The 23,966-nt window shown below is 43.7% G+C and carries 22 protein-coding genes; 18 read left to right on the plus strand and 4 right to left on the minus strand.

The features are described from left to right. Positions 1-33 precede the first annotated feature (33 nt). From AAEO50_RS21420 to AAEO50_RS09895, 6 genes are all read left to right on the plus strand, one after another. On the plus strand, positions 34-213 hold the full coding sequence (locus tag AAEO50_RS21420; protein WP_425383180.1) for a hypothetical protein: 180 nt from the start codon (positions 34-36) through the stop codon (positions 211-213). A 137-nt stretch (positions 214-350) separates the two neighbouring features. Next, a complete protein-coding gene (ald, locus tag AAEO50_RS09875) occupies positions 351-1,472 on the plus strand; it encodes an alanine dehydrogenase (RefSeq protein ID WP_341983033.1) in 1,122 nt (373 codons plus the stop codon). 311 nt (positions 1,473-1,783) lie between these two features. Beyond that, complete coding sequence (locus tag AAEO50_RS09880; protein WP_341983035.1) at positions 1,784-2,464, plus strand: metal-dependent hydrolase; 681 nt, start codon at positions 1,784-1,786, stop codon at positions 2,462-2,464. A 123-nt stretch (positions 2,465-2,587) separates the two neighbouring features. Then, positions 2,588-2,842 (plus strand): hypothetical protein, encoded by a 255-nt coding sequence (locus AAEO50_RS09885; protein ID WP_341983037.1) that lies wholly within the window; start codon positions 2,588-2,590, stop codon positions 2,840-2,842. 42 nt (positions 2,843-2,884) lie between these two features. Next, the gene (locus tag AAEO50_RS09890) at positions 2,885-3,109 is read left to right on the plus strand and encodes a hypothetical protein (RefSeq protein WP_341983039.1); all 225 of its coding nucleotides are present in this window, start codon (positions 2,885-2,887) and stop codon (positions 3,107-3,109) included. Between the two features lie 16 nt (positions 3,110-3,125). Further along, a complete protein-coding gene (locus tag AAEO50_RS09895) occupies positions 3,126-4,442 on the plus strand; it encodes a CBS domain-containing protein (RefSeq protein ID WP_341983041.1) in 1,317 nt (438 codons plus the stop codon). Between the two features lie 37 nt (positions 4,443-4,479). On the opposite strand, the gene AAEO50_RS09900 is transcribed toward AAEO50_RS09895, so the two are convergent. After that, positions 4,480-4,785, minus strand: coding sequence for a YtpI family protein (locus tag AAEO50_RS09900; RefSeq protein WP_341983042.1), 306 nt, complete (start codon positions 4,783-4,785; stop codon positions 4,480-4,482). A gap of 94 nt (positions 4,786-4,879) precedes the next feature. Between AAEO50_RS09900 and AAEO50_RS09905 the strand changes: the two genes are divergently transcribed. Beyond that, entirely contained in the window at positions 4,880-5,818 is a 939-nt protein-coding gene (locus AAEO50_RS09905) for a bifunctional oligoribonuclease/PAP phosphatase NrnA (protein WP_341983044.1), read from the plus strand. Between the two features lie 51 nt (positions 5,819-5,869). Here the strand turns inward: AAEO50_RS09905 and ytrI are convergent, their stop codons facing one another. Beyond that, on the minus strand, positions 5,870-6,400 hold the full coding sequence (gene ytrI, locus AAEO50_RS09910; protein WP_341983047.1) for a sporulation membrane protein YtrI: 531 nt from the start codon (positions 6,398-6,400) through the stop codon (positions 5,870-5,872). Continuing rightward, positions 6,370-6,705: a YtrH family sporulation protein gene (locus AAEO50_RS09915; RefSeq protein ID WP_341983050.1), complete on the minus strand. Its 336-nt coding sequence runs from the start codon at positions 6,703-6,705 to the stop codon at positions 6,370-6,372. The genes ytrI and AAEO50_RS09915 overlap by 31 nt, the downstream gene beginning before the upstream one ends. 138 nt (positions 6,706-6,843) lie before the next feature. Between AAEO50_RS09915 and dnaE the strand changes: the two genes are divergently transcribed. From dnaE to AAEO50_RS09955, 8 genes are all read left to right on the plus strand, one after another. Further along, positions 6,844-10,197, plus strand: coding sequence for a DNA polymerase III subunit alpha (dnaE, locus tag AAEO50_RS09920; RefSeq protein ID WP_341983053.1), 3,354 nt, complete (start codon positions 6,844-6,846; stop codon positions 10,195-10,197). A 151-nt stretch (positions 10,198-10,348) separates the two neighbouring features. Then, on the plus strand, positions 10,349-11,587 hold the full coding sequence (locus AAEO50_RS09925) for an NAD(P)-dependent malic enzyme (protein ID WP_341983055.1): 1,239 nt from the start codon (positions 10,349-10,351) through the stop codon (positions 11,585-11,587). Next, positions 11,587-12,252: a FadR/GntR family transcriptional regulator gene (locus AAEO50_RS09930; RefSeq protein ID WP_341983057.1), complete on the plus strand. Its 666-nt coding sequence runs from the start codon at positions 11,587-11,589 to the stop codon at positions 12,250-12,252. Before AAEO50_RS09925 ends, AAEO50_RS09930 begins: the two co-directional genes overlap by 1 nt. A gap of 484 nt (positions 12,253-12,736) precedes the next feature. After that, complete coding sequence (accD, locus tag AAEO50_RS09935; RefSeq protein WP_341983059.1) at positions 12,737-13,615, plus strand: acetyl-CoA carboxylase, carboxyltransferase subunit beta; 879 nt, start codon at positions 12,737-12,739, stop codon at positions 13,613-13,615. Next, positions 13,609-14,589: an acetyl-CoA carboxylase carboxyl transferase subunit alpha gene (gene accA, locus AAEO50_RS09940; RefSeq protein ID WP_341983061.1), complete on the plus strand. Its 981-nt coding sequence runs from the start codon at positions 13,609-13,611 to the stop codon at positions 14,587-14,589. Before accD ends, accA begins: the two co-directional genes overlap by 7 nt. 372 nt (positions 14,590-14,961) lie before the next feature. Beyond that, complete coding sequence (gene pfkA, locus AAEO50_RS09945; protein ID WP_341983064.1) at positions 14,962-15,921, plus strand: 6-phosphofructokinase; 960 nt, start codon at positions 14,962-14,964, stop codon at positions 15,919-15,921. 33 nt (positions 15,922-15,954) lie between these two features. Then, a complete protein-coding gene (gene pyk, locus AAEO50_RS09950) occupies positions 15,955-17,715 on the plus strand; it encodes a pyruvate kinase (RefSeq protein ID WP_341983065.1) in 1,761 nt (586 codons plus the stop codon). Positions 17,716-18,292: 577 nt separating this feature from the next. Beyond that, positions 18,293-18,679, plus strand: a complete 387-nt coding sequence (locus tag AAEO50_RS09955; protein WP_341983066.1) for an FxsA family protein — start codon at positions 18,293-18,295, stop codon at positions 18,677-18,679. Between the two features lie 175 nt (positions 18,680-18,854). Here the strand turns inward: AAEO50_RS09955 and ytvI are convergent, their stop codons facing one another. After that, on the minus strand, positions 18,855-19,964 hold the full coding sequence (ytvI, locus tag AAEO50_RS09960) for a sporulation integral membrane protein YtvI (protein WP_341983068.1): 1,110 nt from the start codon (positions 19,962-19,964) through the stop codon (positions 18,855-18,857). 464 nt (positions 19,965-20,428) lie between these two features. Between ytvI and citZ the strand changes: the two genes are divergently transcribed. The 3 genes from citZ (at position 20,429) to mdh (ending at position 23,939) form a co-directional block, all read left to right on the plus strand. Then, positions 20,429-21,547, plus strand: coding sequence for a citrate synthase (gene citZ / locus AAEO50_RS09965; RefSeq protein ID WP_341983070.1), 1,119 nt, complete (start codon positions 20,429-20,431; stop codon positions 21,545-21,547). Positions 21,548-21,657: 110 nt separating this feature from the next. After that, a complete protein-coding gene (gene icd / locus AAEO50_RS09970) occupies positions 21,658-22,929 on the plus strand; it encodes an NADP-dependent isocitrate dehydrogenase (protein ID WP_341983072.1) in 1,272 nt (423 codons plus the stop codon). Positions 22,930-23,000: 71 nt separating this feature from the next. After that, positions 23,001-23,939: a malate dehydrogenase gene (gene mdh / locus AAEO50_RS09975; protein WP_341983073.1), complete on the plus strand. Its 939-nt coding sequence runs from the start codon at positions 23,001-23,003 to the stop codon at positions 23,937-23,939. Positions 23,940-23,966 lie beyond the last annotated feature (27 nt).

Here is a 23,966-nt window from a genome sequence, read left to right on the forward strand (position 1 = left end):
CTTCGTGGCCGATTCGCCTTATGCCACCCGCCTCTGGACAAAGCCCTTCCGCTTTTCTTACCCGCAGGAGCGCAGCGACGTGGAGGCTCACCGGCCGCCCGTGGAAAGCGAAGTCTTGCACGGAAATCAACAGCGTTGTGTAACAAGGTTTATTTTAAAGAATTTTTGCAAAAAAGCGAAGAAATAAACATTAATAATTTTACAAGAAAATAGAGATATTTTTATATTTATTTGTTAAAATGTAAGTGCTTACAGAGACGGCGATTCTCTTAGCTATTAGATAAGAATGATGTTATATTAATGAAGTGATGCTCTAAAAGAGCAATAGTGGAATTAGGAGGTAGGCATTTATGCGTATTGGTGTGCCAATGGAAATTAAAAACAATGAAAACCGTGTAGCAATGACTCCTGCAGGTGTTGTAAATCTGGTGCAATTCGGACATGAGGTTTACATTGAGTCCGGAGCAGGATTAGGATCAGGTTTTACAGATGAAGATTATATTGCTGCAGGTGGACATATTGTTGATTCTGCAACAGAAGCATGGTCGATGGATATGGTCATGAAGGTAAAAGAACCTCTATCAAGCGAATATTCATATTTCCGTGAAGGGCTGATTTTATTTACATATTTACATCTTGCGCCTGAGCCTGAGCTTACAAAAGCTCTTATTGAAAATAAAGTCGTGGCGATTGCTTACGAAACAGTTGAAGTGAATCGTGCGCTTCCATTGCTTACTCCAATGAGTGAAGTGGCAGGACGCATGGCTACTCAAATCGGTGCTCAATTCCTTGAGAAAATTCATGGAGGAAAAGGAGTGCTTCTATCAGGTGTTCCTGGAGTGCGCCGCAGTAAAGTAACGATCATCGGAGGCGGCGTTGCAGGAACGAATGCAGCGAAAATGGCTGTTGGATTAGGGGCGAATGTGACCATCCTTGACTTGAATCCGGACCGTTTGCGTCAGCTTGATGATATTTTCGGCAGCGATGTTACTACGCTTATGTCTAACCCATTAAATATTGAACAAGCAGTAAAAGAAGCAGACCTGGTTATCGGGGCGGTTCTGATCCCTGGAGCTAAAGCACCTAAACTGGTAACAGAAGACATGATCAAATCAATGACTCCTGGATCGGTTGTAGTCGATATTGCCATTGATCAGGGCGGTATCTTTGAAACAACTGACCGCATTACAACTCATGATGATCCAACGTATGAAAAACATGGCGTTGTTCACTATGCAGTTGCGAATATGCCGGGAGCTGTACCGCGTACGTCTACGATTGCTTTAACGAATGTAACCGTGCCTTATGCAATCCAAATCGCTTCTAAAGGCTATAAGAAAGCATGCCTTGACAATGAAGCACTGCTTAAAGGAATCAATACTCTAAACGGATACGTAACGTATCAGGCTGTTGCAGAAGCACACGGTCTAGATTATTCAGATACAAGAACACAACTTCAACAACAGCTTTAATACACCCAAGCCGGCCGCAGATGAAACTCTCTGGGCTGGCTTTTGTTTTTTTTACTATGATAAAGACTATTGTTAAGTATTTAGTGGTTCCAGCTGTTGATTGGAGTGGAAGACGAAGACTCCTGCGGGAAAAGCGAGACAGGTGAGACCCCGCAGGAGCGCATGCGACGAGGAGGCTTACCGGCCGCCCGCGGAAAGCGAAGTCTTCCACGGAAATCAACAGCGGTATTAAAGGAGATTTACTTTTAAAAAACTGAAAATCAGGGTATATCAAACTATATACAATAATAGATCATGCAGGAGGAGATACAATGAAGATTTCTTACCACGGACATTCAGTAGTGAAAATTGAAACGGATGGGAAGACGATATTAATCGATCCCTTCATTACAGGAAATGAACTGACAGATCTTAAGGTTGAAGAGGAAAAGCCGGACGTGATCATCCTGACACACGGACATAATGATCACGTCGGGGATACGGTGGAACTGGCTAAGAAAAATGATTCACTTGTCATTGCCAACCATGAACTTGCGACATACCTCAGCTGGCAGCTGGTTAAAACCCATCCTATGCATATTGGCGGAGCGTACGAGTTTGACTTTGGAAAAGTAAAGATGACGCAGGCTTTCCACGGCTCCGGACTCATTACAGATGGAAATGAAATCATCTATATGGGCATGCCCGCAGGCCTTCTACTATTCATCGAAGGGAAAACAATCTATCATGCAGGGGATACCGCCCTATTTTCAGATATGAAACTGATCGGCGAACGTCATCCGATTGACCTGGCATTCCTGCCGATCGGGGATAACTTTACGATGGGGCCTGAGGATGCGGCTGAAGCTGCACGCTTCCTGAAACCGAAGAAGGTCGTCCCGATTCATTACAATACTTTCCCGCCGATCAAACAGGATCCGCATCAATTTGTGCAGATGCTCGATGAATCTGACGGACAGGTCATGTCCGCAGGCGACATAATCGAATATTGATGAAAGAAGAGAGTGATGTATAGAAGTTCGATGTGACCTATGCGTCACTCTCTTTTCAGTTTTTACACAATATCTTGTCCTTCTTTGCATATATATGAAACATGCTCAGAGAGGAGGAATATTGTGAAAAAACAACGGTATATTCTTTGCCTGTTACTGACAGGTGCCTTACTGTATTATGCAGCTCCGCGATTATCAATTGAAGCCGGGGGACTCGAGGGTGCATTCGCAATCGGATGGCTTGTCCTGGCCACATTCGTGATTGCCGGCAACCTTGCCGCACTGCTTTTCAGCCCTGCCAAAGCATCTAAAGGTATTAAAGGTACTAAGGGAAAGACTTCTACGTTACGAAAAAAGAAGCTGCGATCCTTTGGATGATGGTGAAACAGGCTGAAAATTTCTTTCATATTGTTCTAGCTGTTGATTGGAGTGGAAGGCGAAGACTCCTGCGGGAAAAGCGAGTCTGGTGAGACCCCAAAGGAACGCCGAGGAGGCTCGCCGGCCGCCCGCGGAAAGCGAAGTCTTCCACGGAAATCAAAAGCGGTATTCAGGGGAGGCATAAAGGCTAAAGCCATTAAACCCCCTGATAAAATTGAAACCCCAAGCTTTTCACATTATAATGAAACTATTAAGCAGGACGTATAAAAGAAGGGTGAAAAGCTTGGCAACCAAACACGAACAAATTTTAGAATACATAGATTCCCTCCCTGTCGGAGAAAAAATATCCGTCCGCCAAATCGCAAAAGCACTGAGCGTCAGTGAAGGAACAGCTTATAGAGCGATTAAAGACGCGGAAATAAAAGGCTATGTCAGTACGATCGAACGTGTCGGAACGATCCGGATCGAACAGAAGAAAAAAGAAAATATCGAAAAGCTGACATACGCCGAAGTGGTAAATATCATTGATGGACAAGTTCTAGGCGGAAGAACAGGTCTTCACAAGATGCTCAATAAATTTGTCATCGGTGCGATGAAGCTCGAAGCGATGATGCGGTATACCGAAGCGGGCAACCTGCTGATCGTCGGAAACCGGACAAAAGCGCATGAACATGCGTTAAGAGCGGGAGCTGCCGTCCTGATCACAGGCGGCTTCGATACCGAAGATGAAGTAAAGAAGCTTGCTGATGAACTGGAACTTCCGATCATTTCCACCTCTTACGATACTTTTACCGTAGCGGCAATGATCAACAGGGCGATTTATGATCAGTTGATCAAAAAAGAAATCGTCCTCGTAGAAGATATTCTGACGAAAGTGGATAACACGGCTTATTTATATGTGAACGATACACTTGAAGATTGGTACGAAAAAAATCAATACACCTTCCACAGCAGGTTTCCGGTCGTCGATCAAAACCTGAAAGTGCATGGAATGGTGACCTCCAAAGATGTAATGGGGCAGGAAAAGCATATCGGCATTGATAAGATCATGACCAAACAGCCGATCACAGTCAGTGCAAAGACAAGTGTTGCTTCAGCAGCGCACATGATGATCTGGGAAGGCATCGAGGTCCTGCCAGTGGTAAATGAACAGAACAAGCTGCAAGGAATCATTTCACGTCAGGATGTCTTGAAGGCGCTCCAAATGATCCAAAGACAGCCCCAGGTGGGAGAAACGATCGATGACCTGATCAGCAATGGAGTCGAAGCGGGTGAGAAAAAAGGGGATAGAGAAATCTATCATTTTGCGGTCACCCCTCAAATGACGACCGGACTAGGCACCATGTCCTACGGGGTATTCACCACACTGATGACAGAAGCGGCCAACCGGGTGTTGAAACCTTATAAAAAAGGAGATCTCGTTGTCGAGAACATGACAATTTATTTTATCAAGCCGGTGCAGATGGAAAGTATGCTTGAAATACACCCGAAGGTCCTCGATGTAGGGAGAAAGTTCGGTAAAGTGGATGTGGAAGTATACAGTGATGGAATCCTGGTTGGGAAGTCTCTGATGATCTGTCAGTTGATTGACAGGCATTAAAAAAAGACCGGGAATGATGATTCCGGTCTTCTTGGCACTAGTTGCCGTTCAGTTCCTTTGCTTCACGTTCTGCGTAGGGAAGGACATGCTTATAAAGCTTGAAGCCTGCCCAGCAGCTCCCTAAACCAATCAAGATGAACAGGGCACCTACGATATACGTGATGGTACCAGGGAACAATACAAGCTGATTGACACCGAATAAAGCAACAAACAAGCCGAGCGCCATACTGGCCTTTGCAGACAGCCATTTCTTCTCCATCGGGCGGTTGCTTCTGACTTGCTTCACTTTATAAAAAATATAAAATGTAAAAGCTAATGTAATGAAAAAAGCGAGAAAATACATAATCATTGTCCTCCAGTGTTGGCTTACTCGCTACTATTTTACAGGTAAGAGAACAGATTGCCAAATGAAAATTTCGTGAAAAAAGGAGATACTTATGAAAGAACAGATCTTGGATTTAATCAAACAATATAAAACGATCATCATCCACAGACATGTCCGTCCCGATCCCGATGCATATGGTTCACAGGGCGGTCTAGCCGAAATGCTTAAAGCTTCATTTCCAGATAAAAATATATATGCGGTCGGGCTTGAAGAAGAAACACTTCATTATCTGAACCGCCTTGATCCTATTGAGGATGAAGTCTTTGAAGGAGCTCTGATCATTGTTTGTGACACTGCCAATGAAGAACGGATCTGTGACACCCGCTACAAACTGGGGGATAAGCTGGTGAAAATCGATCATCATCCAAACGAAGATGCGTATGGTGATCATTTATGGATTGATACGGCTGCCAGCTCTGTCAGTGAGATGATTTATGAATTCTACCAATACGGCAAGGACAAAGGGCTGGTTCTTCCTGACAGCGCTGCCCGCCTGCTGTTTGCCGGCATCGTGGGAGACACAGGAAGATTCCTTTATCCGAGCACCACGCAGAAAACATTTGATAGTGCAGGAGAATTGATCCGTTTCGACTTTGACCGAAATGAACTTTTCAATAGAATGTATGAAGTCGATCAGAATGTACTGAAGCTTCATGGATTCGTCCTCCAAAACTTCCAAATGGATGAAGACGGGTGCGGCCAGATGATCTTGTCCAAAGAAATCCTTGAACAGTATGGAGTGGTTCCGGCGGAGGCTTCCCTGCTGGTAAGTACACTAGGGAATGTAAAAGGAATCAAAGCATGGGTATTCTTTATCGAAGAAGATGACCAGATCCGCGTCCGCCTGCGTTCGAAAGGTCCAGTAATAAATACAATCGCAAAAAAATACAATGGCGGCGGACATCCGCTGGCAGCCGGAGCTTCGATTTATTCATGGGAAGAGAAGGAAGAAGTGCTGCGGGATTTGCGTGAGGTGTGCCGAGATCATTAAGAGTTTGAGACAGATTAGTATATTTAAAGCTCCCTATTACCGGGAGCTTTTTTATTCTTCGTACTTTAGCTCCAATGTGATCTGCGTGGTTGTCCAGAAATAAATCTCACGCACTTTAAAGGTGAACGACTTGTCATTTAACTCCACGGTTTTATTTTCGATGATCTTCTTAATCAGATCACGGGTTCCATAAGCGGATTCAAGATCCTTATTGATCAAACTCCTAAGGTCCTCACTGAGCCGGTCTTCGGTTTCATGGATGCTGAGCAGCTCGATTTTTGTTTTGGTCGGATTTTGGATTTTAATCTTCACTTCTTGGATGGTAAGCTGTTCTTCGTTTTCTTCATTCAGTTGTTTGTATTCTTCCTGCAGATAGGAGAGGGTATTTTTATATTTGCTGATTTCATTTTTTTGCTCTTCAATCAGCTTGGTCTGGTTTTCATGCATGACCCCGAACATATAAATGAAAATCATCCAGCTGATGACTCCCCCTACAACCATGCCGGCGAAAAAGCGCTGCCAGGAAGGAAGTCTGTAAAAGGGCGGGATCCTCATGATGAAATATGCTCCTGAGTCAGCCATGAAATGATCATGGCACCGGTGTTGGCTCCTCCCAAGGCAGAAAGAATTAATAAAAACTGTTTGAAGACTTCTTTCGTTTCCCCATTCAAAAATCCTTTTTCAACATTGTAAACTGTATCAAACGTCCCTCCGATTGCAGCGATGATCGCCCATATCCGCAAAAAATTGGAGAGGCGCCACATCTCGATGAACAGCGGCTGACCCATCGCAAACGAAGCCAAACCACCCATCAAAGACCCTCCCAGTAATACGCCCAGGGCGATAAAGAAACTTTTAATCAATTCAGGAAAAAAGGCTTCAGCCATTTTATCATCTCCATCTGCAAATCTCTCTTACGATAACTATATGATTCCCGGGACGAGATATGAGGGAGAACATATTTTCTTTTTTTGCTTTTCTTACCTATAATAAAAGTATATTGAAACTAAAAGGGTGTGCATAATATGTCGTTTGTTCATTTACAAGTAGCAAGCGCTTATAGTTTACTTTCCAGCACAATCTCCATTAATGGACTTGTACATAAGGCAAAAACGCTCGGATATAAGGCTTTGGCATTGACTGATAGAAATATGATGTATGCCGCCATTCCTTTTTATAAGGCGTGCATGAAGGAAGGAATCAAGCCGATCATCGGTTTGACGGCAGATGTCGCAGTCAGTGACGATCATTCCTTTCCCTTGGTGCTGTTAAGCAAGAATAATAGGGGATATCAGAATCTATTAAAAATATCGAGTGCTATCGGAGCCAAGTCCTCGGACGGAATTCCCCTTAAATGGCTCAGTTCTTACAGTGAAGGACTGATTGCCATCACCCCGGGTCCTCACGGTGAAATAGAAACCCATCTATTGAATGATGAAGTTGATAAGGCGAAGGAAGCCATACATACGTACCAAAGGATGTTTGGACGAGGTTCCTTTTATATAAGTCTTCAAAAACACGGGTTGAAGGCAGAAGAAACAATCATTCCTCTTCTTAAAAAAACAGCCGGGGAAACCGGTGCTAATATGGTCGCGGCAAATAATGTTCAATATTTAAACCAGGAGGATCACTTTGCACATGAATGCATGAATGCGATCCGGGATGGAGTCAAGCTTTCAGAAGATGAGCGGGTGGTACTGGAGTCGCAGGAGTACTACTTCAAGTCAAGAGAGCAAATGGTCGAGTTATTCTCAGAAGAAGTGAATGTACTTGAGAATACATTGAAGATTGCGGACGAATGCAATGTCAGGATCCCGTTTCATCAGCAGCTCCTGCCGAAGTATCCTCTGCCTGAAGGAGTCACTGCTCAGCATGAACTTACCCATCTTTGTGAAAAAGGGTTGAGTGAAAGACTTGATGAAGTGACGCCTGAATATCTTGAAAGACTGGACTATGAACTGGAAGTCATCGGGAGGATGGGGTTCAGTGATTACTTCCTTATCGTCTGGGATTTTATGAAGTTTGCAAGGGAAAGAGATATTCTCACCGGTCCGGGAAGGGGCTCTGCAGCGGGCTCTCTCGTTTCCTACGCACTCCGTATAACCGATGTCGATCCGATCAAGCATCATTTACTCTTTGAGCGTTTTCTCAATCCTGAAAGAGTTTCGATGCCTGATATCGATATCGATTTTCCGGATCACCGCCGGGATGAAGTGATTGAATATGTAGAGGCTAAATACGGATCTCTTCATGTCGCCCAGATCATCACTTTCGGTACGTTTGCAGCGAAGGCTGCCTTGAGGGATACAGGAAGAGTCTTCGGCTTGAATATGAAGGAACAGGAGCAGCTTTCGAAGCTGATTCCGAATCAACTGGGCATTACCTTGAAAGAAGCATACGGAAAATCAAGAGAGCTTCGTGAATTCATCGAGACTAATGAATTGTATAGCAGGCTTTTTGATACGGCCCTTAAGCTTGAAGGTCTTCCGCGGCATACTTCTACTCATGCGGCCGGTGTTGTGATCAGCGAAGACCCGCTGGTGCAGTGGATCCCTATACAGGGAAGTGCCTCGGGGATTCATCTGACCCAGTATTCGATGGATATCCTTGAAGAAATCGGCTTGCTGAAAATGGATTTTCTCGGACTCCGGAATTTAAGCATCTTAGAAAGAATCGTAAAGAACATCAGGAGGGGTAGGGATAAACGCTTTTCCCTGGAAGGCATTCCGGCCAACGACGGCAAAACCTTCGAGCTGCTGAGTAAAGGTCAGACCAACGGCATTTTTCAGCTGGAATCGGAGGGGATGCGCAATGTATTGACGAGACTGAAGCCTTCTTCTTTTGAAGATATCGTAGCCGTAAACGCCCTTTACAGACCGGGCCCGATGGAAAACATCCCGACCTATATTAATCGGAAGCACGGAAAGGAAAGCATGGAATATCCTCATCCGGACTTAAAGACGATTCTTGAAATGACGTATGGAGTCATCGTGTATCAGGAGCAGATCATGCAAATCGCTTCAAAAATGGCAGGATTCTCCCTCGGGGAAGCCGATTTGTTAAGAAGGGCCGTTTCGAAAAAGAAAAAAGATGTGCTTGATCAGGAAAGAGAGCATTTTGTAAAAGGGTCCATTCAGAAAGGATACACGACCAGTGTGGCGAATGGCATCTATGACCTTATCGTCCGGTTTGCGGATTATGGATTTAACAGATCACATGCTGTTGCATATAGTATGATCGCTTATCAGTTAGCCTACTTGAAAACACATTATCCCGCTTACTTCTTATCAGCCCTTCTTACATCGGTCGTTGGCAATGAAACGAAAATCTCTCAGTATATAAGAGAAGCCAAACAATATGAGATAGATATCCTGCCCCCATCCGTCAATAGCAGCCAATTTGTTTTTTCGGTAGAGGGGAAAGGTGGAATCCGCTATAGTTTAGGGGCGATCAAAGGGATCGGGGCCCAGGCTCTCAAAGAAATCATCGCGGTAAGAAACGAGAAGCCATTTGATGATCTGTTCGATTTCTGCATGAGGGTTTCATCGAAGATCATAAACCGGAAGATATTGGAGAACCTGGTCCTGGCCGGTGCATTTGATGAATTCAATGTCGACCGGGCAACGCTTCTCGCCAGTCTGGACGTGGCGATTCAGCATGCAGAACTCGTTAACCCTGAAGATGATCATGATTTGTTTAAGGAAGAAGAAGCTTTCCTGCTTAAACCGAAATATGTAGAAGTGGAAGATATGAATGTGGAAACGAAATTAAGCTTTGAAAAACAGGTTCTCGGTCTGTACTTGTCCAATCATCCAGTATCTTCATACAGAGCTCTTTTCGAGGACCTTGGTGCTATACTGATTTCAGATTCCACACAAGGATCAAGGACGGCGATAGGGGGATATATTACCTCGATACGCTCGATCCGGACGAAAAAAGGGGAAGTCATGGCCTTTCTGGAAATCAGTGATGAAACAGGTGATGTGGAAGCTGTCGTATTTCCGGCAGTCTATCGTCAAATTATGACACATTTAAAAGAAGGCAATGTGTTATGGTTTGAGGGGAAAACGGAAGAACGAAACAGTAAACTGCAGCTCATCATCAATAAAGTGCAAACCATCGAAGAAATCAAAGAACGAATGGAAAAGCGGGAAACGAAATTATTTTTAAAAATCCCTTTATACAAGGAACAGGATAGCTCCATGAAGGACATACAGCAAATCATTCAGCGAAACAGAGGAACGCAGCCTGTGATTGTTTATATTGAACAAGACAAAACGAGTATAAAACTGTCTGATTTTTATAGAATCGACCCTACTCAGGATGCGCTGAATGAATTGGAAGCTTTTTTAGGAAAAGCAAATGTCGTTTTAAAATAACATGCTTTACTTCAATCAACATTTATATTATTGTTTAATAGAAAAAGGTGGTCTGACCACTTGGATTCTATATGCAATTAGATGACACAATCATTAAAGAATCGATAAAAAAGAATATATAATACGGAATTTGAGAAGGAGTGAATGAATATTGTCATTACGCGAAGAAGCTTTGCATATGCATCGAGTAAATAAAGGAAAACTTGAATCCAAATCAAAGGTAGAGGTAAGAAATGCCGAAGATTTAAGTCTGGCATATTCACCTGGAGTTGCAGAGCCATGTAAAGTGATCTATGACAAACCCGAAACAGTCTATGATTATACGATGAAGGGCAATATGGTAGCTGTCGTGTCAGATGGGACTGCTGTACTTGGTCTTGGGAATATAGGTCCGGAAGCCTCTCTTCCAGTTATGGAAGGGAAAGCTGTTCTGTTTAAGAGCTTTGCAGGTGTCGATGCATTTCCGATCTGTTTGAATACAACGGATGTGGACAAGATCGTTGAGACGGTAAAGCTTCTTGAACCGACATTCGGCGGAGTGAATTTAGAGGATATTGCCGCTCCGAATTGCTTTGAAATCGAAGAACGCCTAAAAAAAGAAACGAACATCCCTGTATTCCACGATGACCAGCATGGTACTGCAATTGTTACAGTTGCGGGATTGGTGAATGCATTGAAGATCGTCGGCAAGAAAATGTCCGAAATCAAAGTGGTAGCCAATGGTGCCGGAGCTGCCGGCATTGCCATCATCAAACTTCTTTATCGTTATGGTGTAAGAGATATCATTATGTGTGATTCTAAAGGAGCGATCTATGAGGGACGCTCACAAGGAATGAACGCGATTAAAGATGAAGTGGCAAAATTCACGAATCGTGAACGCATTGAAGGCGGACTCAGCGATGTACTGAAGGATGCGGACGTATTCATCGGAGTTTCTGTTGCAGGGGCATTGACCGAGGAAATGGTCTCATCAATGAAAGAGGACCCGATCATCTTTGCAATGGCGAACCCAGTCCCTGAAATCATGCCGGAACTGGCAAAAGCCGCAGGAGCAAAAGTGGTAGGTACCGGCCGCTCTGATTTCCCTAATCAAGTGAATAACGTACTTGCTTTCCCTGGTATATTCCGCGGTGCTTTGGATGTGCGCGCCACTCATATCAATGAGAAGATGAAACAGGCAGCCGTTGAAGCGATTGCAGATTTGATCAGTGAAACCGAGTTGAACGCTGACTATGTCATCCCTGGACCGTTTGATAAGCGCGTAGCACCTGCTGTTGCAGCTGCGGTAGCCAAAACGGCAATGGAAACGGGGGTTGCCCGTATAAAGATAGATCCTGAAGAAATCCGTAAAAAAACCGAAGAGTTAGCAGTCATCGGGAAGAGTGAATAATGTCTAAAGTGAACTCTCTCCATTCTCAATCCAAAGTATATATTGGAATTGTTCACCAACTTAGAGATATGATATCGAAAGATGGCCTCAAGCAGGGAGATAAAATCCCTTCTGAAAGGGAACTTTCTGAAAGGCTGAATGTCGGGCGCTCTTCTGTCAGAGAAGCATTCAGGGCCCTCGAACTATTAGGGTTGATCGAAACCAGAAGAGGAGAAGGAACATTCTTGAGAGACTTTAGGGATCATCATCTGATCGACCTTCTCGGGATGTTCATTCTACAGGATCAAAAGGCCCAGGACGATGTTAAATGTACGAAAACGATGATTGAAAAAGAGGCGCTTCGTACAATTTTCTGTCAAAAACTTGATGTGTCCGGGCTCATAACAAAGGTTGCCGAGAATAAGGGCACTCTTACTTGGAGAGAAATAGTTGAAGACATCATTCTCGTAAGCAACAATTATTTGTCTCATAGAATCTGGAACGTCCTGAATGATTACGAAACTTTAATCATCGGTGAAAAAAAAATAACCCCTGAGATAAAAGAAAAGCTTTTAAACCTGCTTCAAGGATTAGAAAAACAAGATAAAGAAACCGTGCAGACTGCCTATAAACAGATTAGCGAAATCAGCGACCGCGAGCTGACAAATTCCAACATCTTTCTATAACATTTTCCGTTAAACTGGTAAACAAGCAGTCTTAATGAATAATGGTGTGTATTTGAAAGGGGATAAACATTAAGGATTCTGTTAGAAGATAAGTAACTTTTAAACAGGTTCCAGCAGTTGATTGGAGTGCAAGACGAAGACTCCTGCGGGAGAAGTGGCCAATTCGAAAAGCGGAAGGGCTTTGCTCAGAGGCGGTTGGCATAAGGCGAACCGACCTAGAAGGCGCCCTTTGCCTTCTTGGACGGTTTGACTTATGACATGTGCCTCTAAGCCCTGCAGCTAGACATGTGAGACCCCGCAGGCGAAGCCGAGGAGGCTCACAGGTCACCCGCGGAAAGCGAAGTCTTGCACGGAATTCAACTGCGGTGTAACAAAGCCTCTCTCAGGCCAGGTTTAATTTACCTGCACCTTGCACTTATAACTTTCTATCATCCAAAGAATACGAATACAAAAGCGACTGTAATTAGTTAAGGAGGTTTCAACCTTGCTTAAGGAACTTTTCAATAAATCCAATAAACCCAAAAAGAAAAAATATGCAACCATTCCTTCTGAAGCAGCCAAACAGGATGTTCCTGAAGGGATCATGACCAAATGTCCCGAGTGTAAAAAAATCATGTATACAAAAGAATTACAGAAAAACTTAAAAGTATGCCTTCATTGTGGATACCATCATGGGATGAGCTCGACGGAGAGAGTCGACTGTTTCATTGATGAAGGCACATTTGAAGAGATCAATGCGGACCTTGTATCTGTCAATCCGCTCGGCTTTCCTGATTACCTTGAGAAAGTGGAAAAGGATCGAAAGAAAACCGGCTTAAACGAAGCGGTTCTTACAGGCTCAGGGAAAGTGAATGGGATCGAAGTAATAGTGGCGATCATGGATTCCAGATTCAGAATGGGAAGCATGGGATCAGTGGTCGGAGAGAAAATTACGAGAGCCATAGAGGAAGCAGACAAACGACACGTCCCGTTCATCATTTTCACAGCATCAGGCGGTGCCAGAATGCAGGAAGGTGTGCTGTCTCTTATGCAGATGGCCAAAACAAGTGTCGCTCTTAAACGCTTCAGCGAAAACGGAGGTCTCTTCATTTCAGTCATGACTCATCCGACGACAGGAGGAGTATCGGCAAGCTTCGCTTCTGTAGGAGATTATAATTTTGCTGAGCCGGGTGCTTTGATTGGTTTTGCGGGCAGAAGAATCATTGAACAAACGATACGGGAAGATCTTCCGGAAGATTTTCAAACAGCAGAATTCCTACTCAAGCATGGGCAGCTTGATGAAGTCATTTCCCGAATGGAAATGAAAGAAAAGATAGGATTAGTACTTGATATACATCAGTGGGACGGTGATCTGCCATGGTAAATGAGCTGGAGTTTGAAAAGCCTGTTGTAGAATTGAAAAAGAAAATAGCGGAGCTTAAAGAATTCACTCAGAATTCGGAAGTAGATTTATCAAAGGAAATTGAAAAATTGGAAACGCGGTTACAGAAGCTTGAAAATGATATCTATGAAAACATGAAACCATGGGAAAGAGTACAGGTTGCACGTCATCCGAATCGCCCGACGACCCTGGACTATATCCGCTATCTATTCACTGATTTTATGGAGATGCACGGTGACCGTTTATACGGCGATGACGAAGCGATTGTCTCTGGACTTGCCAAATTCGATGGTGTGCCTGTAACCATAATCGGCCATCAACGAGGTAAAGATACCAAAGAGAATATCCGAAGAAACTTCGGGATGCCTCATCCTGAAGGGTATCGTAAAGCATTAAGATTAATGAAACAAGCGGAAAAGTTTAACCGCCCGATTGTTTGTTTCATTGATACAAAAGGCGCATACCCCGGAAAGGCGGCAGAAGAAAGAGGGCAGAGTGAGGCCATTGCCAGAAATCTGGTTGAAATGGCAGGACTGACCGTCCCTGTCGTTTGTATCGTCATCGGGGAAGGCGGAAGCGGAGGAGCATTGGCATTGGGTGTCGGAAACCATATCCATATGCTTGAAAACTCTACTTATTCCGTTATTTCACCGGAAGGGGCTGCTGCCCTTTTATGGAAAGACTCCACTCAAGCGAAGAGAGCGGCAGAATCCATGAGAATTACTGCACCCGACCTGAAAGAACTTGGAATTATTGATGAAATCATCACCGAAGTGACCGGTGGAGCACACAAGAATGTGGAGGAACAGGCTCACTTCATGAAAGGCGTTTTAAAACAGTCTCTTAGAGAACTTATCCCCATGAGTAAAGAAGAATTGATTCAGCATCGATATGAGAAATTCAAAGCAATGGGTGATTATTCTGTTTTAAATGAATATATTGGGGTACAATCATAATGAAACCACTGGACTGACAATTAGGAACCTGCCTTTTGTCAGTCCTTTTGTTTAAAGGGCACTTTGAAAGACTCTTAATATAAAATTAGTGTTTAATCATAACAAAAACAGTATATCTGTTGATTTTTTGAAAGTTTTAACAATTAAAACGCTTTCAGTTAATAGATTATTTCGTCTATTGGATGTACAGAGGGGAACTTGTTGAGAAGCTTGACTCTTCGTGTTATTTTAGAAATAATCAATAGTCTATTGGTCCATAATAAATGGGAATAATGATATTCCATCATAATGTTAACGGATGATATGTGAAACCATTAACAATTTGGCGATTTATTCCTTTACATATTAATTTATCTTCATGAGGTGATGAAAGTGAAAAAAATAGGAGTATTAACAAGTGGCGGTGACTCTCCAGGAATGAACGCCGCTGTACGTGCGGTCGTTCGTAAGGCTATTTTTCATGGTGTTGAAGTGTATGGTATTTACCAGGGATATAACGGTTTGATCAACGGTAACATCAAGAAGCTTGAGCTTGGTTCTGTAGGGGATATCATCCACCGCGGCGGAACAATGCTGTATACTGCCCGCTGCGAAGAATTCAAAACAAAAGAAGGCCAGCAAAAAGGGATTCAGCAGCTTGAAGAACACGGTATCGAAGGGCTTGTCGTAATCGGGGGAGACGGATCTTATCAAGGTGCCAAAGCGCTTACTGAGTGGGGTTACCCTTGTGTGGGCGTACCTGGTACGATTGATAATGACATCCCGGGTACAGAGTTTACGATCGGCTTTGACACAGCACTGAACACAGTTATTGATGCGATTGACAAAATCCGTGATACTGCGACTTCCCATGAAAGAACATTCATTATTGAAGTAATGGGCCGTAACGCAGGGGATATCGCACTGTGGGCAGGACTCGCAGGCGGTGCTGAGACTGTCATCATCCCTGAAGAGAAATTCGACATGGACGACATCGTCAGCCGCTTGAATAAAGGTCAGGAACGCGGCAAGAAGCACAGCGTTATCATCGTCGCAGAAGGCGTAATGTCCGGTAACGAATTTGCAAATCGCTTCACAGAAGCGACAGGGATGGATACACGAGTATCGGTTCTCGGCCACATTCAGCGCGGAGGAACCCCGACAGCTTCTGACCGTGTGTTAGCCAGTCGATTGGGGGCGCGTGCCGTTGAACTCTTGATGGATGGAAAAGGCGGAAGAGCTGTAGGAATAGAAAAGAATGCAATGGTTGATTATGACATCATCGAAGCACTTGCCAAGCCTCACAAAATTGACCTTGATATGTATCGACTTTCTAAAGAGCTTTCTATTTAATAATTGGTGAAAGATTCAGGAGGTAAATAAATAATGAGAAAAACAAAAATTGTATGTACCATTGGCCCTGCCAGTGAAAGTGTAGAAAAATTATCTCAATTGATTGATGCGGGAATGAATGTTGCCCGTTTGAACTTCTCGCATGGTGATCATCAGGAGCATGGTGAGCGAATTAAAAATATTCGTGAAGCAGCCTCAAAAGCTGGTAAAAATGTAGGAATCCTTCTTGACACAAAAGGACCTGAAATCCGCACTAATAATATGGAGAATGATGGATTTGAACTGCAGCAGGGAGCATCTGTCATCATATCCATGAAAGAAGTATTGGGTACTCCCGAGAAATTCTCCGTTACATACGAAGGATTGATCGATGACGTACATGTTGGTTCAAAGATCCTGTTGGACGATGGTCTGGTTGGACTGGAAGTAACGGATATCGACAAAGCAAACGGCGAAATTCATACCACAGTTGCAAATACCGGTATGCTGAAAAATAAAAAGGGTGTAAACGTACCGGGTGTTTCTGTCAATCTTCCTGGAATCACGGATAAGGATGCGAAAGATATCATTTTCGGTATCGAGCAGGAAGTGGATTTCATTGCAGCTTCATTCGTACGCCGAGCAACTGATGTACTCGAAATCCGTCAGTTATTGGAAGAGCATAATGCACCGCATATTCAAATCATCCCTAAGATTGAAAACCAAGAGGGCGTTGATAATATCGATGAAATCCTTGAAGTTTCTGACGGATTGATGGTTGCTCGTGGAGACCTTGGTGTTGAAATCCCTGCAGAAGAAGTACCTCTTGTACAAAAGCGATTGATCAAGAAATGTAATTCACAAGGGAAGCCTGTCATCACTGCTACACAAATGCTTGACTCCATGCAGCGCAACCCAAGACCGACAAGGGCCGAAGCAAGTGACGTTGCCAATGCCATATTTGACGGTACGGATGCCATCATGCTTTCAGGTGAAACCGCTGCAGGTACGTATCCTGTAGAAGCTGTTCAAACGATGCACAATATTGCTTCAAGAGCGGAAACTGCACTGGACTTCGATGAAATCCTTTCAGCACGCAGTAAAGAAAGCGATCATAACATGACAGATGCCATCGGTCAGTCCGTGGCTCATACTGCAATCAACCTGGATGTCAATGCAATCGTCGCACCGACGGAAAGCGGTCATACAGCCCGCATGATTTCTAAATATCGACCTAAAGCACCAATCGTTGCGGTAACTGGCACGGAATCCGTATCAAGAAGATTAGCTCTTGTATGGGGCGTTTATCCGACTGTCGGACGCCGGGTATCCACAACGGATGAAATGCTTGATATGGCTGTGGAAGAAAGCATGAATTCAGGGCTTACAAAACATGGAGACCTGATTGTGATCACGGCTGGTGTTCCAATTGGTGAGTCCGGAACAACGAATCTGATGAAGATCCATGTAGTAGGGGACATTGTCGCAAAAGGCCAAGGGATCGGACGTAAATCTGCTTATGGAAAAGCAGTCGTGGCTGCAAACGCAGAAGAAGCTGTTAAAAACGTTCAGCCCGGTTCAGTACTCGTCACAATCGGTACAGACAAGGAAATGATGCCTGCACTGGAAAAATGCTCGGCGCTGATCGTGGAAGAAGGCGGATTGACAAGCCACGCGGCTGTAGTAGGAATCAACCTTGGTATCCCGGTCGTAGTGGGAGTGGACAATGCTACATCCATGTTCGAAAACGGACAGGAAATTACAGTGGATGCCACTCGCGGTGTGATCTATAATGGTCATGCGAGCGTACTATAATTGTTAAGAAACAGACCGGAGCCCTCTGTATGGGGGCTTCGGTTTTTTATTTTTTAGGATTTAGGGATGGCTTTATGAGGATTTAAGCGATTGGGGCTTTATTGATAGAGGTTATTGCAAGTTTTGCCGGAAGAAGGGCTGGTTTTTAGCTAGATTGACGTTCTTTGGATGAAATACGGAATAGATTCTTCGATATGGTCCTTGTTTAAGGGAGTGTAGGATTGTTATATGAGTTCGTTATTGGATTTGTGATCCTGTGCGGAGATTTATGATCCTGATTGGGGATTTGTGATCCTGTGCGGAGATTTATGATCCTGATTGGGGATTTATGATCCAATACGGAGATTTATGATCCTACATGGAAATTTATGATCTCAATTCCAAAAATATGATCCTGTTCAGCGATTTATGATCTTTTAATAAACAATCTAAATTGCGGAATTCCTCGCTAATTTAACCACCCCAATAATAGAAGTTCAATGATTACTCATTTATGAAAAAACCGGGAATAACCCCCGTCCAACCCTGATATGTTATAATAATAGAAGCAAGTCATAAACTACAGGAGGAATTCCTCGTGAGATATATACTGCCGTTTTTAATTGTAATACCTGCTTTGGAAATCGGGATCCTTGTTCTTGCTGGACAAGTAATCGGCGTGGTACCGACCGTGTTGATGATCATAGCTACCGGGGTTGCCGGCGCATATTTGGCGAAGAGGCAAGGTCTCGAAGCAATCAGGAGGGCTCAGCAGGACATGCAATATGCTCAGTTCCCAGGGGATGTCATCATCGACGGGTTATGCATACTGGTTGGCGGCGTGCTGTTATTGACCCCGGGCTTCATTACTGATGCAACCGGCTTTTTGTTGCTGCTGCCTCCGACACGGAAACTTTTTAAACCATTCATCTACAAGTTATTTAAAAGGTGGTTCAATAAAGGGAACCTTATTATTTATCGATAAAATGAAAAAGCACCGCATCGGTTCAAATGAACACGAAGCAGTGCTTTTTTATTTGTCCAGCTCCCGCAGCCAGCTCTCCTCGAGGTCATAAGCTAAATGGTTCAAGAAGGCAAAAAGCGCTTGCAGTTCCAATCATTAATGCTTGTCGGAGCAGAAAGAGCCGCCTCCGCTTTTCTCATTGACCCTTTATAAACTTCCAAGTGTCTTCGAATACCCCAGCACGCCTTAGTGTAGAAAGAATAACAAGCACTACCGGTCCCACGATCAAGCCGAGGAAACCGATCAATTTGAACCCTACGAAGAGAGCGATCAATGTGGCGAGGGGATCCAGGCCTATGCTTGAAGATAACACTTTCGGTTCCATGATCTGGCGTTGAACGACAACGACTAAATATAATACGGATAATCCAATGCCTAGTCCGACATTTCCAGTAATGAATTCGTAAGCAATCCACGGAACAAATACCGCTCCTGTCCCCAAATAAGGAAGTATATCCACCAAACCGCTTACAAGGGCGATGGTTATTGCATAATCAACGCGCAGAATGATTAAACCTATTAATACGATGATGGCTGTAATCGAAATTAACGTAAATTGAGCCCTGATAAAACCGAATAAGGCTTTCTTTAAATCGATGAACACAGTTCTTCCGCTTGTCATTGCTCTCCCTGGTACGATTCTTTCTGCTCTTGCAGATAATTTATACCAGTCTTTGCTGATGAAAAAAGTCGCCAGCGCTGCAAATATGAGTACGGATGCAGCATTCGGTATCCAGGATATGAGTTGAGGAAGCCTCTGGAAGAAGTTCTGAAGAAAATCACCTGCCGATTGTGCGATCTTGCTGCCGGCTGTTTCAATGTTGTCCAGAATGGTACTCTGCTGTCCTGCATCGAGATTTTTAAACAGGCCGGCAATCTGGTGATAAAAAGGTATCACTTGCCCGACAATGAAGTTTTCGGCATAGGTTACCAGAGTGCGGACGTGTTCAGGCAGCACTTCCGATAAATAGTCTGCTCCAGACACTATTTCCGCAATCAGAAGTGTGATCAGGCCGGCAAAGATCCCCACGATCAGGAACAGTGAAACGACTACGGCCCACACCCTCGGAAGCCTGCCCTTCGATTCAAGCCAATTAACTAAAGGGTTGATAAGTAAAGCGATCCCGACTGCAATGACAAAAGGGTATGCGAGTTTCCATATGTAGTACATGGCAAATAAAGAAAGGATGACGACGGCGATCACGATAAGAAAGCGAATGGTTCTATACACATATTCCAAGTTCAACTGAGTTCCCCCTGACCTGTCTATTACTACCTATTTTATAAGAGACTGGAAATGAAAGAAAGTTCTAAATTCCATGAAATTCGTTATTTTTGTAGCGGTAGTTTAGTAGCGGAATGATAGAAAACACTATGTTTTAGCTCAGTGCAGTTCGAAAGCTTTATTTTTCTAGTAAAATAATTTTAGACAAATTCGAGCGTTTCCGTTCACAAATGTCAGATAATTGTTTATAATAGAAAATGTAAGCGCATCCCAAGCTCTTTTTCCCTGCTGGTTATCTAATCGCACAGGGAATCATTTTTTGTGCAGGGATTGAGCAATCGCTCAACATGCGGAAACGGAATGAATCACCTCAACAGGTAATTAATTTACTTTAATCAAACAAGCCCGCTACATATTTTCTTATAGGGTTTTATGCTCATATGAAAATGGGTAAAAGGGAAATATATTCAGGAGGAGAGATTATTATGACAGCGACTCGCGGACTAGAAGGAGTTGTAGCTACTACATCATCCATCAGTTCAATCATTGATGACACTCTTACATATGTCGGTTATAACATTGATGATTTAACAAACAATGCTACATTCGAAGAGGTAATTTATTTACTATGGCATCTGAAATTGCCTACCCAATCAGAGCTTCAGGAACTGACAGATCAGTTAGCGGAAAACATGGCTCTTCCACAGGAAGTCCTTGATCACTTCAAGATGTACAATATTAAAGAAGTGCATCCGATGGCTGCATTGCGTTCAGCCGTGTCTTTGCTTGGCCTATATGATGAGGAAGCGGACGTAATGGAAGAGGAAGCTAATTACATGAAAGCTGTTCGTCTTCAGGCGAAGATCCCTACAATCGTGACTAGTTTCGCGAGAATTCGTAACGGACAGGAGCCAATTGCTCCGCGTAAGGACCTTGGATTTGCAGCTAACTTCCTATACATGCTGACAGGTAAAGATCCGGAGCCTATCGAAATCGAAGCGTTCAACAAGGCACTTGTCCTTCATGCGGATCATGAATTAAACGCTTCCACTTTCACTGCAAGAGTATGCGTAGCAACACTTTCAGATGTTTACTCTGGTGTTACAGCGGCAATCGGAGCACTGAAAGGACCGCTTCACGGTGGAGCCAATGAACAGGTTATGAAGATGCTTACCGAAATCGGATCTGTTGATAAAGCTGAATCTTACATTTTGGATAAGCTTGAGAAGAAAGAAAAGATAATGGGATTCGGCCACCGCGTTTACCGCCAAGGAGATCCCCGTGCCAAGCATCTTAAAGAAATGTCCAAAAAGCTGACTGAGCTTCGAGGAGAAAGTAAATATTACGAAATGTCTGTGAAGGTCGAAGAAGTATTCACAGCGAATAAAGGATTGCCGCCAAATGTTGATTTCTATTCGGCATCTGTGTATCACAGCCTTGGCATCGATCATGACCTATTTACACCGATCTTTGCTGTAAGCCGTGTATCCGGCTGGCTGGCTCATATCTTAGAACAATATTCAAATAACCGTCTAATCCGCCCTCGTGCAGATTATATTGGACCTGGCAAGCAGAAATACGTGCCGGTTGATCAAAGAGGTTAATCATCAATATTTACAAATAGTAAAAATATTGGTGTAATAAATAAGAAGGGGAATGACTTTGAATATATAGGTCATCCCCTTTGATAATGAATGAAAACGGAGGTTACATAATGACACAAGGTGAAAAAATTACAAACCAAAACGGCCAGCTTAATGTGCCGAACAATCCAATCGTTCCATTTATCGAAGGTGACGGTACTGGTCCTGATATCTGGGCTTCTGCTCAGCGTGTATTAGATGCATCAGTGGAAAAAGCATATAAAGGTGAGCGTAAAATCGAGTGGAAAGAAGTTTATGCAGGTGAAAAAGCATTCAACAAAACGGGTGAGTGGCTTCCAAATGAAACACTTGAAGCAATCCGCGAATATTTCATCGCCATTAAAGGACCTCTAACAACTCCAGTGGGCGGGGGAATCCGTTCATTGAACGTTGCTCTGCGCCAAGAACTTGACCTGTTCACTTGTCTTCGTCCGGTACGCTACTTCGAAGGTGTTCCATCTCCGGTTAAGCGTCCTGAAGATACTGACATGGTGATCTTCCGTGAAAACACTGAGGATATCTACGCTGGTATCGAATATGCAAAAGGCTCTGATGAAGTGAAGAAACTGATCAGCTTCCTTCAAGATGAAATGGGAGTAAACAAAATCCGCTTTCCTGAAACTTCAGGTATCGGTATCAAGCCCGTTTCTGAAGAAGGTACATCCCGCTTAGTTCGTGCGGCCATTAATTATGCCATCACTGAAGGACGTAAATCAGTTACCCTTGTACACAAAGGAAACATCATGAAATTCACTGAAGGTGCTTTCAAGAACTGGGGTTATGAGCTTGCTGAGAAAGAGTTTGGCGATAAAGTATTCACTTGGGCTCAATACGATAAAATCAAAGAAGCTGAAGGCATGGACGCAGCTAACAAAGCTCAATCTGAAGCAGAAGCTGCAGGCAAGATCATTGTAAAAGATTCAATCGCTGATATCTTCTTACAGCAAATCCTTACTCGTCCGGCTGAGTTCGATGTTGTTGCAACTATGAACTTAAACGGTGACTACATTTCAGATGCTCTTGCTGCGCAAGTAGGCGGTATCGGAATCGCACCGGGAGCGAACATCAACTATGAGTCTGGACATGCGATTTTCGAAGCAACTCATGGTACTGCTCCTAAATATGCAGGTATGGATAAAGTAAACCCATCTTCAGTCATCCTTTCAGGAGTGCTTATGCTTGAGCACCTTGGCTGGACCGAGGCTGCAAATTTGATTTCTAAATCAATGGAAAAGACCATCGCTTCTAAAGTCGTGACATATGACTTTGCCCGTCTGATGGATGGAGCAACTGAAGTGAAATGTTCTGAATTCGGTACTGCATTAATCGAAAATATGGAATAAATTATTACAGCAGAAGCATTCCTTAAGGAGTGCTTCTGTCTTATATATTTACCTGGACAGGGGGAACCATGATGACAATTAAACGCAGAAAAGTTTCAGTGATCGGTGGAGGTTTTACGGGTGCAACAACTGCACTCATGCTGGCGCAAAAAGAACTTGGTGATGTCGTACTCGTTGATATTCCTCAAATGGAAGATCCAACAAAAGGTAAAGCATTGGATATGCTTGAAGCAAGTCCCGTTCAAGGGTTCGATGCAAACATCACCGGTACTTCAAACTATGAAGATACAAAGGATTCTGATATCGTCGTGATTACAGCAGGAATCGCACGCAAGCCTGGAATGAGCCGTGACGATTTGGTGCAGACAAACCAAAAAATCATGAAATCTGTAACAGAACAAATTGTCAAGTATTCTCCGAACAGTTATATCATCGTACTGACGAATCCGGTTGATGCAATGACATACACTGTTTTTAAAGAATCGGGATTCCCTAAAGAACGTGTAATCGGTCAATCAGGTGTCCTTGATACTGCCCGTTTCCGTACGTTCGTTGCTCAGGAATTGAACCTGTCAGTCAAAGATGTGACTGGATTTGTACTTGGGGGACACGGTGATGACATGGTTCCATTGATCCGATACTCCTACGCGGGAGGGATACCTTTAGAAACATTGATACCTAAAGACCGCCTGGAGGCAATTGTTGAACGTACCCGTAAAGGCGGAGGGGAAATTGTCGGTCTATTAGGCAATGGATCTGCTTACTATGCTCCAGCTGCTTCACTCGTGCAAATGGTTGAAGCCATCTTAAAAGACCAGCGCCGCGTCATTCCTGCCATCGCGTACCTGGAAGGCGAATATGGCTTCGAAGGAATCTATCTCGGAGTCCCAACCATTCTCGGAGGCAGCGGCCTTGAAAAAATCATCGAACTAGAACTAACAGAAGAAGAGCAGGCCGCACTGGCAAAATCAGCCGACTCCGTAAAAAACGTCATGTCATCATTGGCATAAGTGAATAATAATAGCCAGTTCCGCCCG

The organism is Rossellomorea oryzaecorticis (assembly GCF_038405515.1).
Taxonomy (GTDB): Bacteria; Bacillota; Bacilli; order Bacillales; family Bacillaceae_B; genus Rossellomorea; species Rossellomorea oryzaecorticis_A.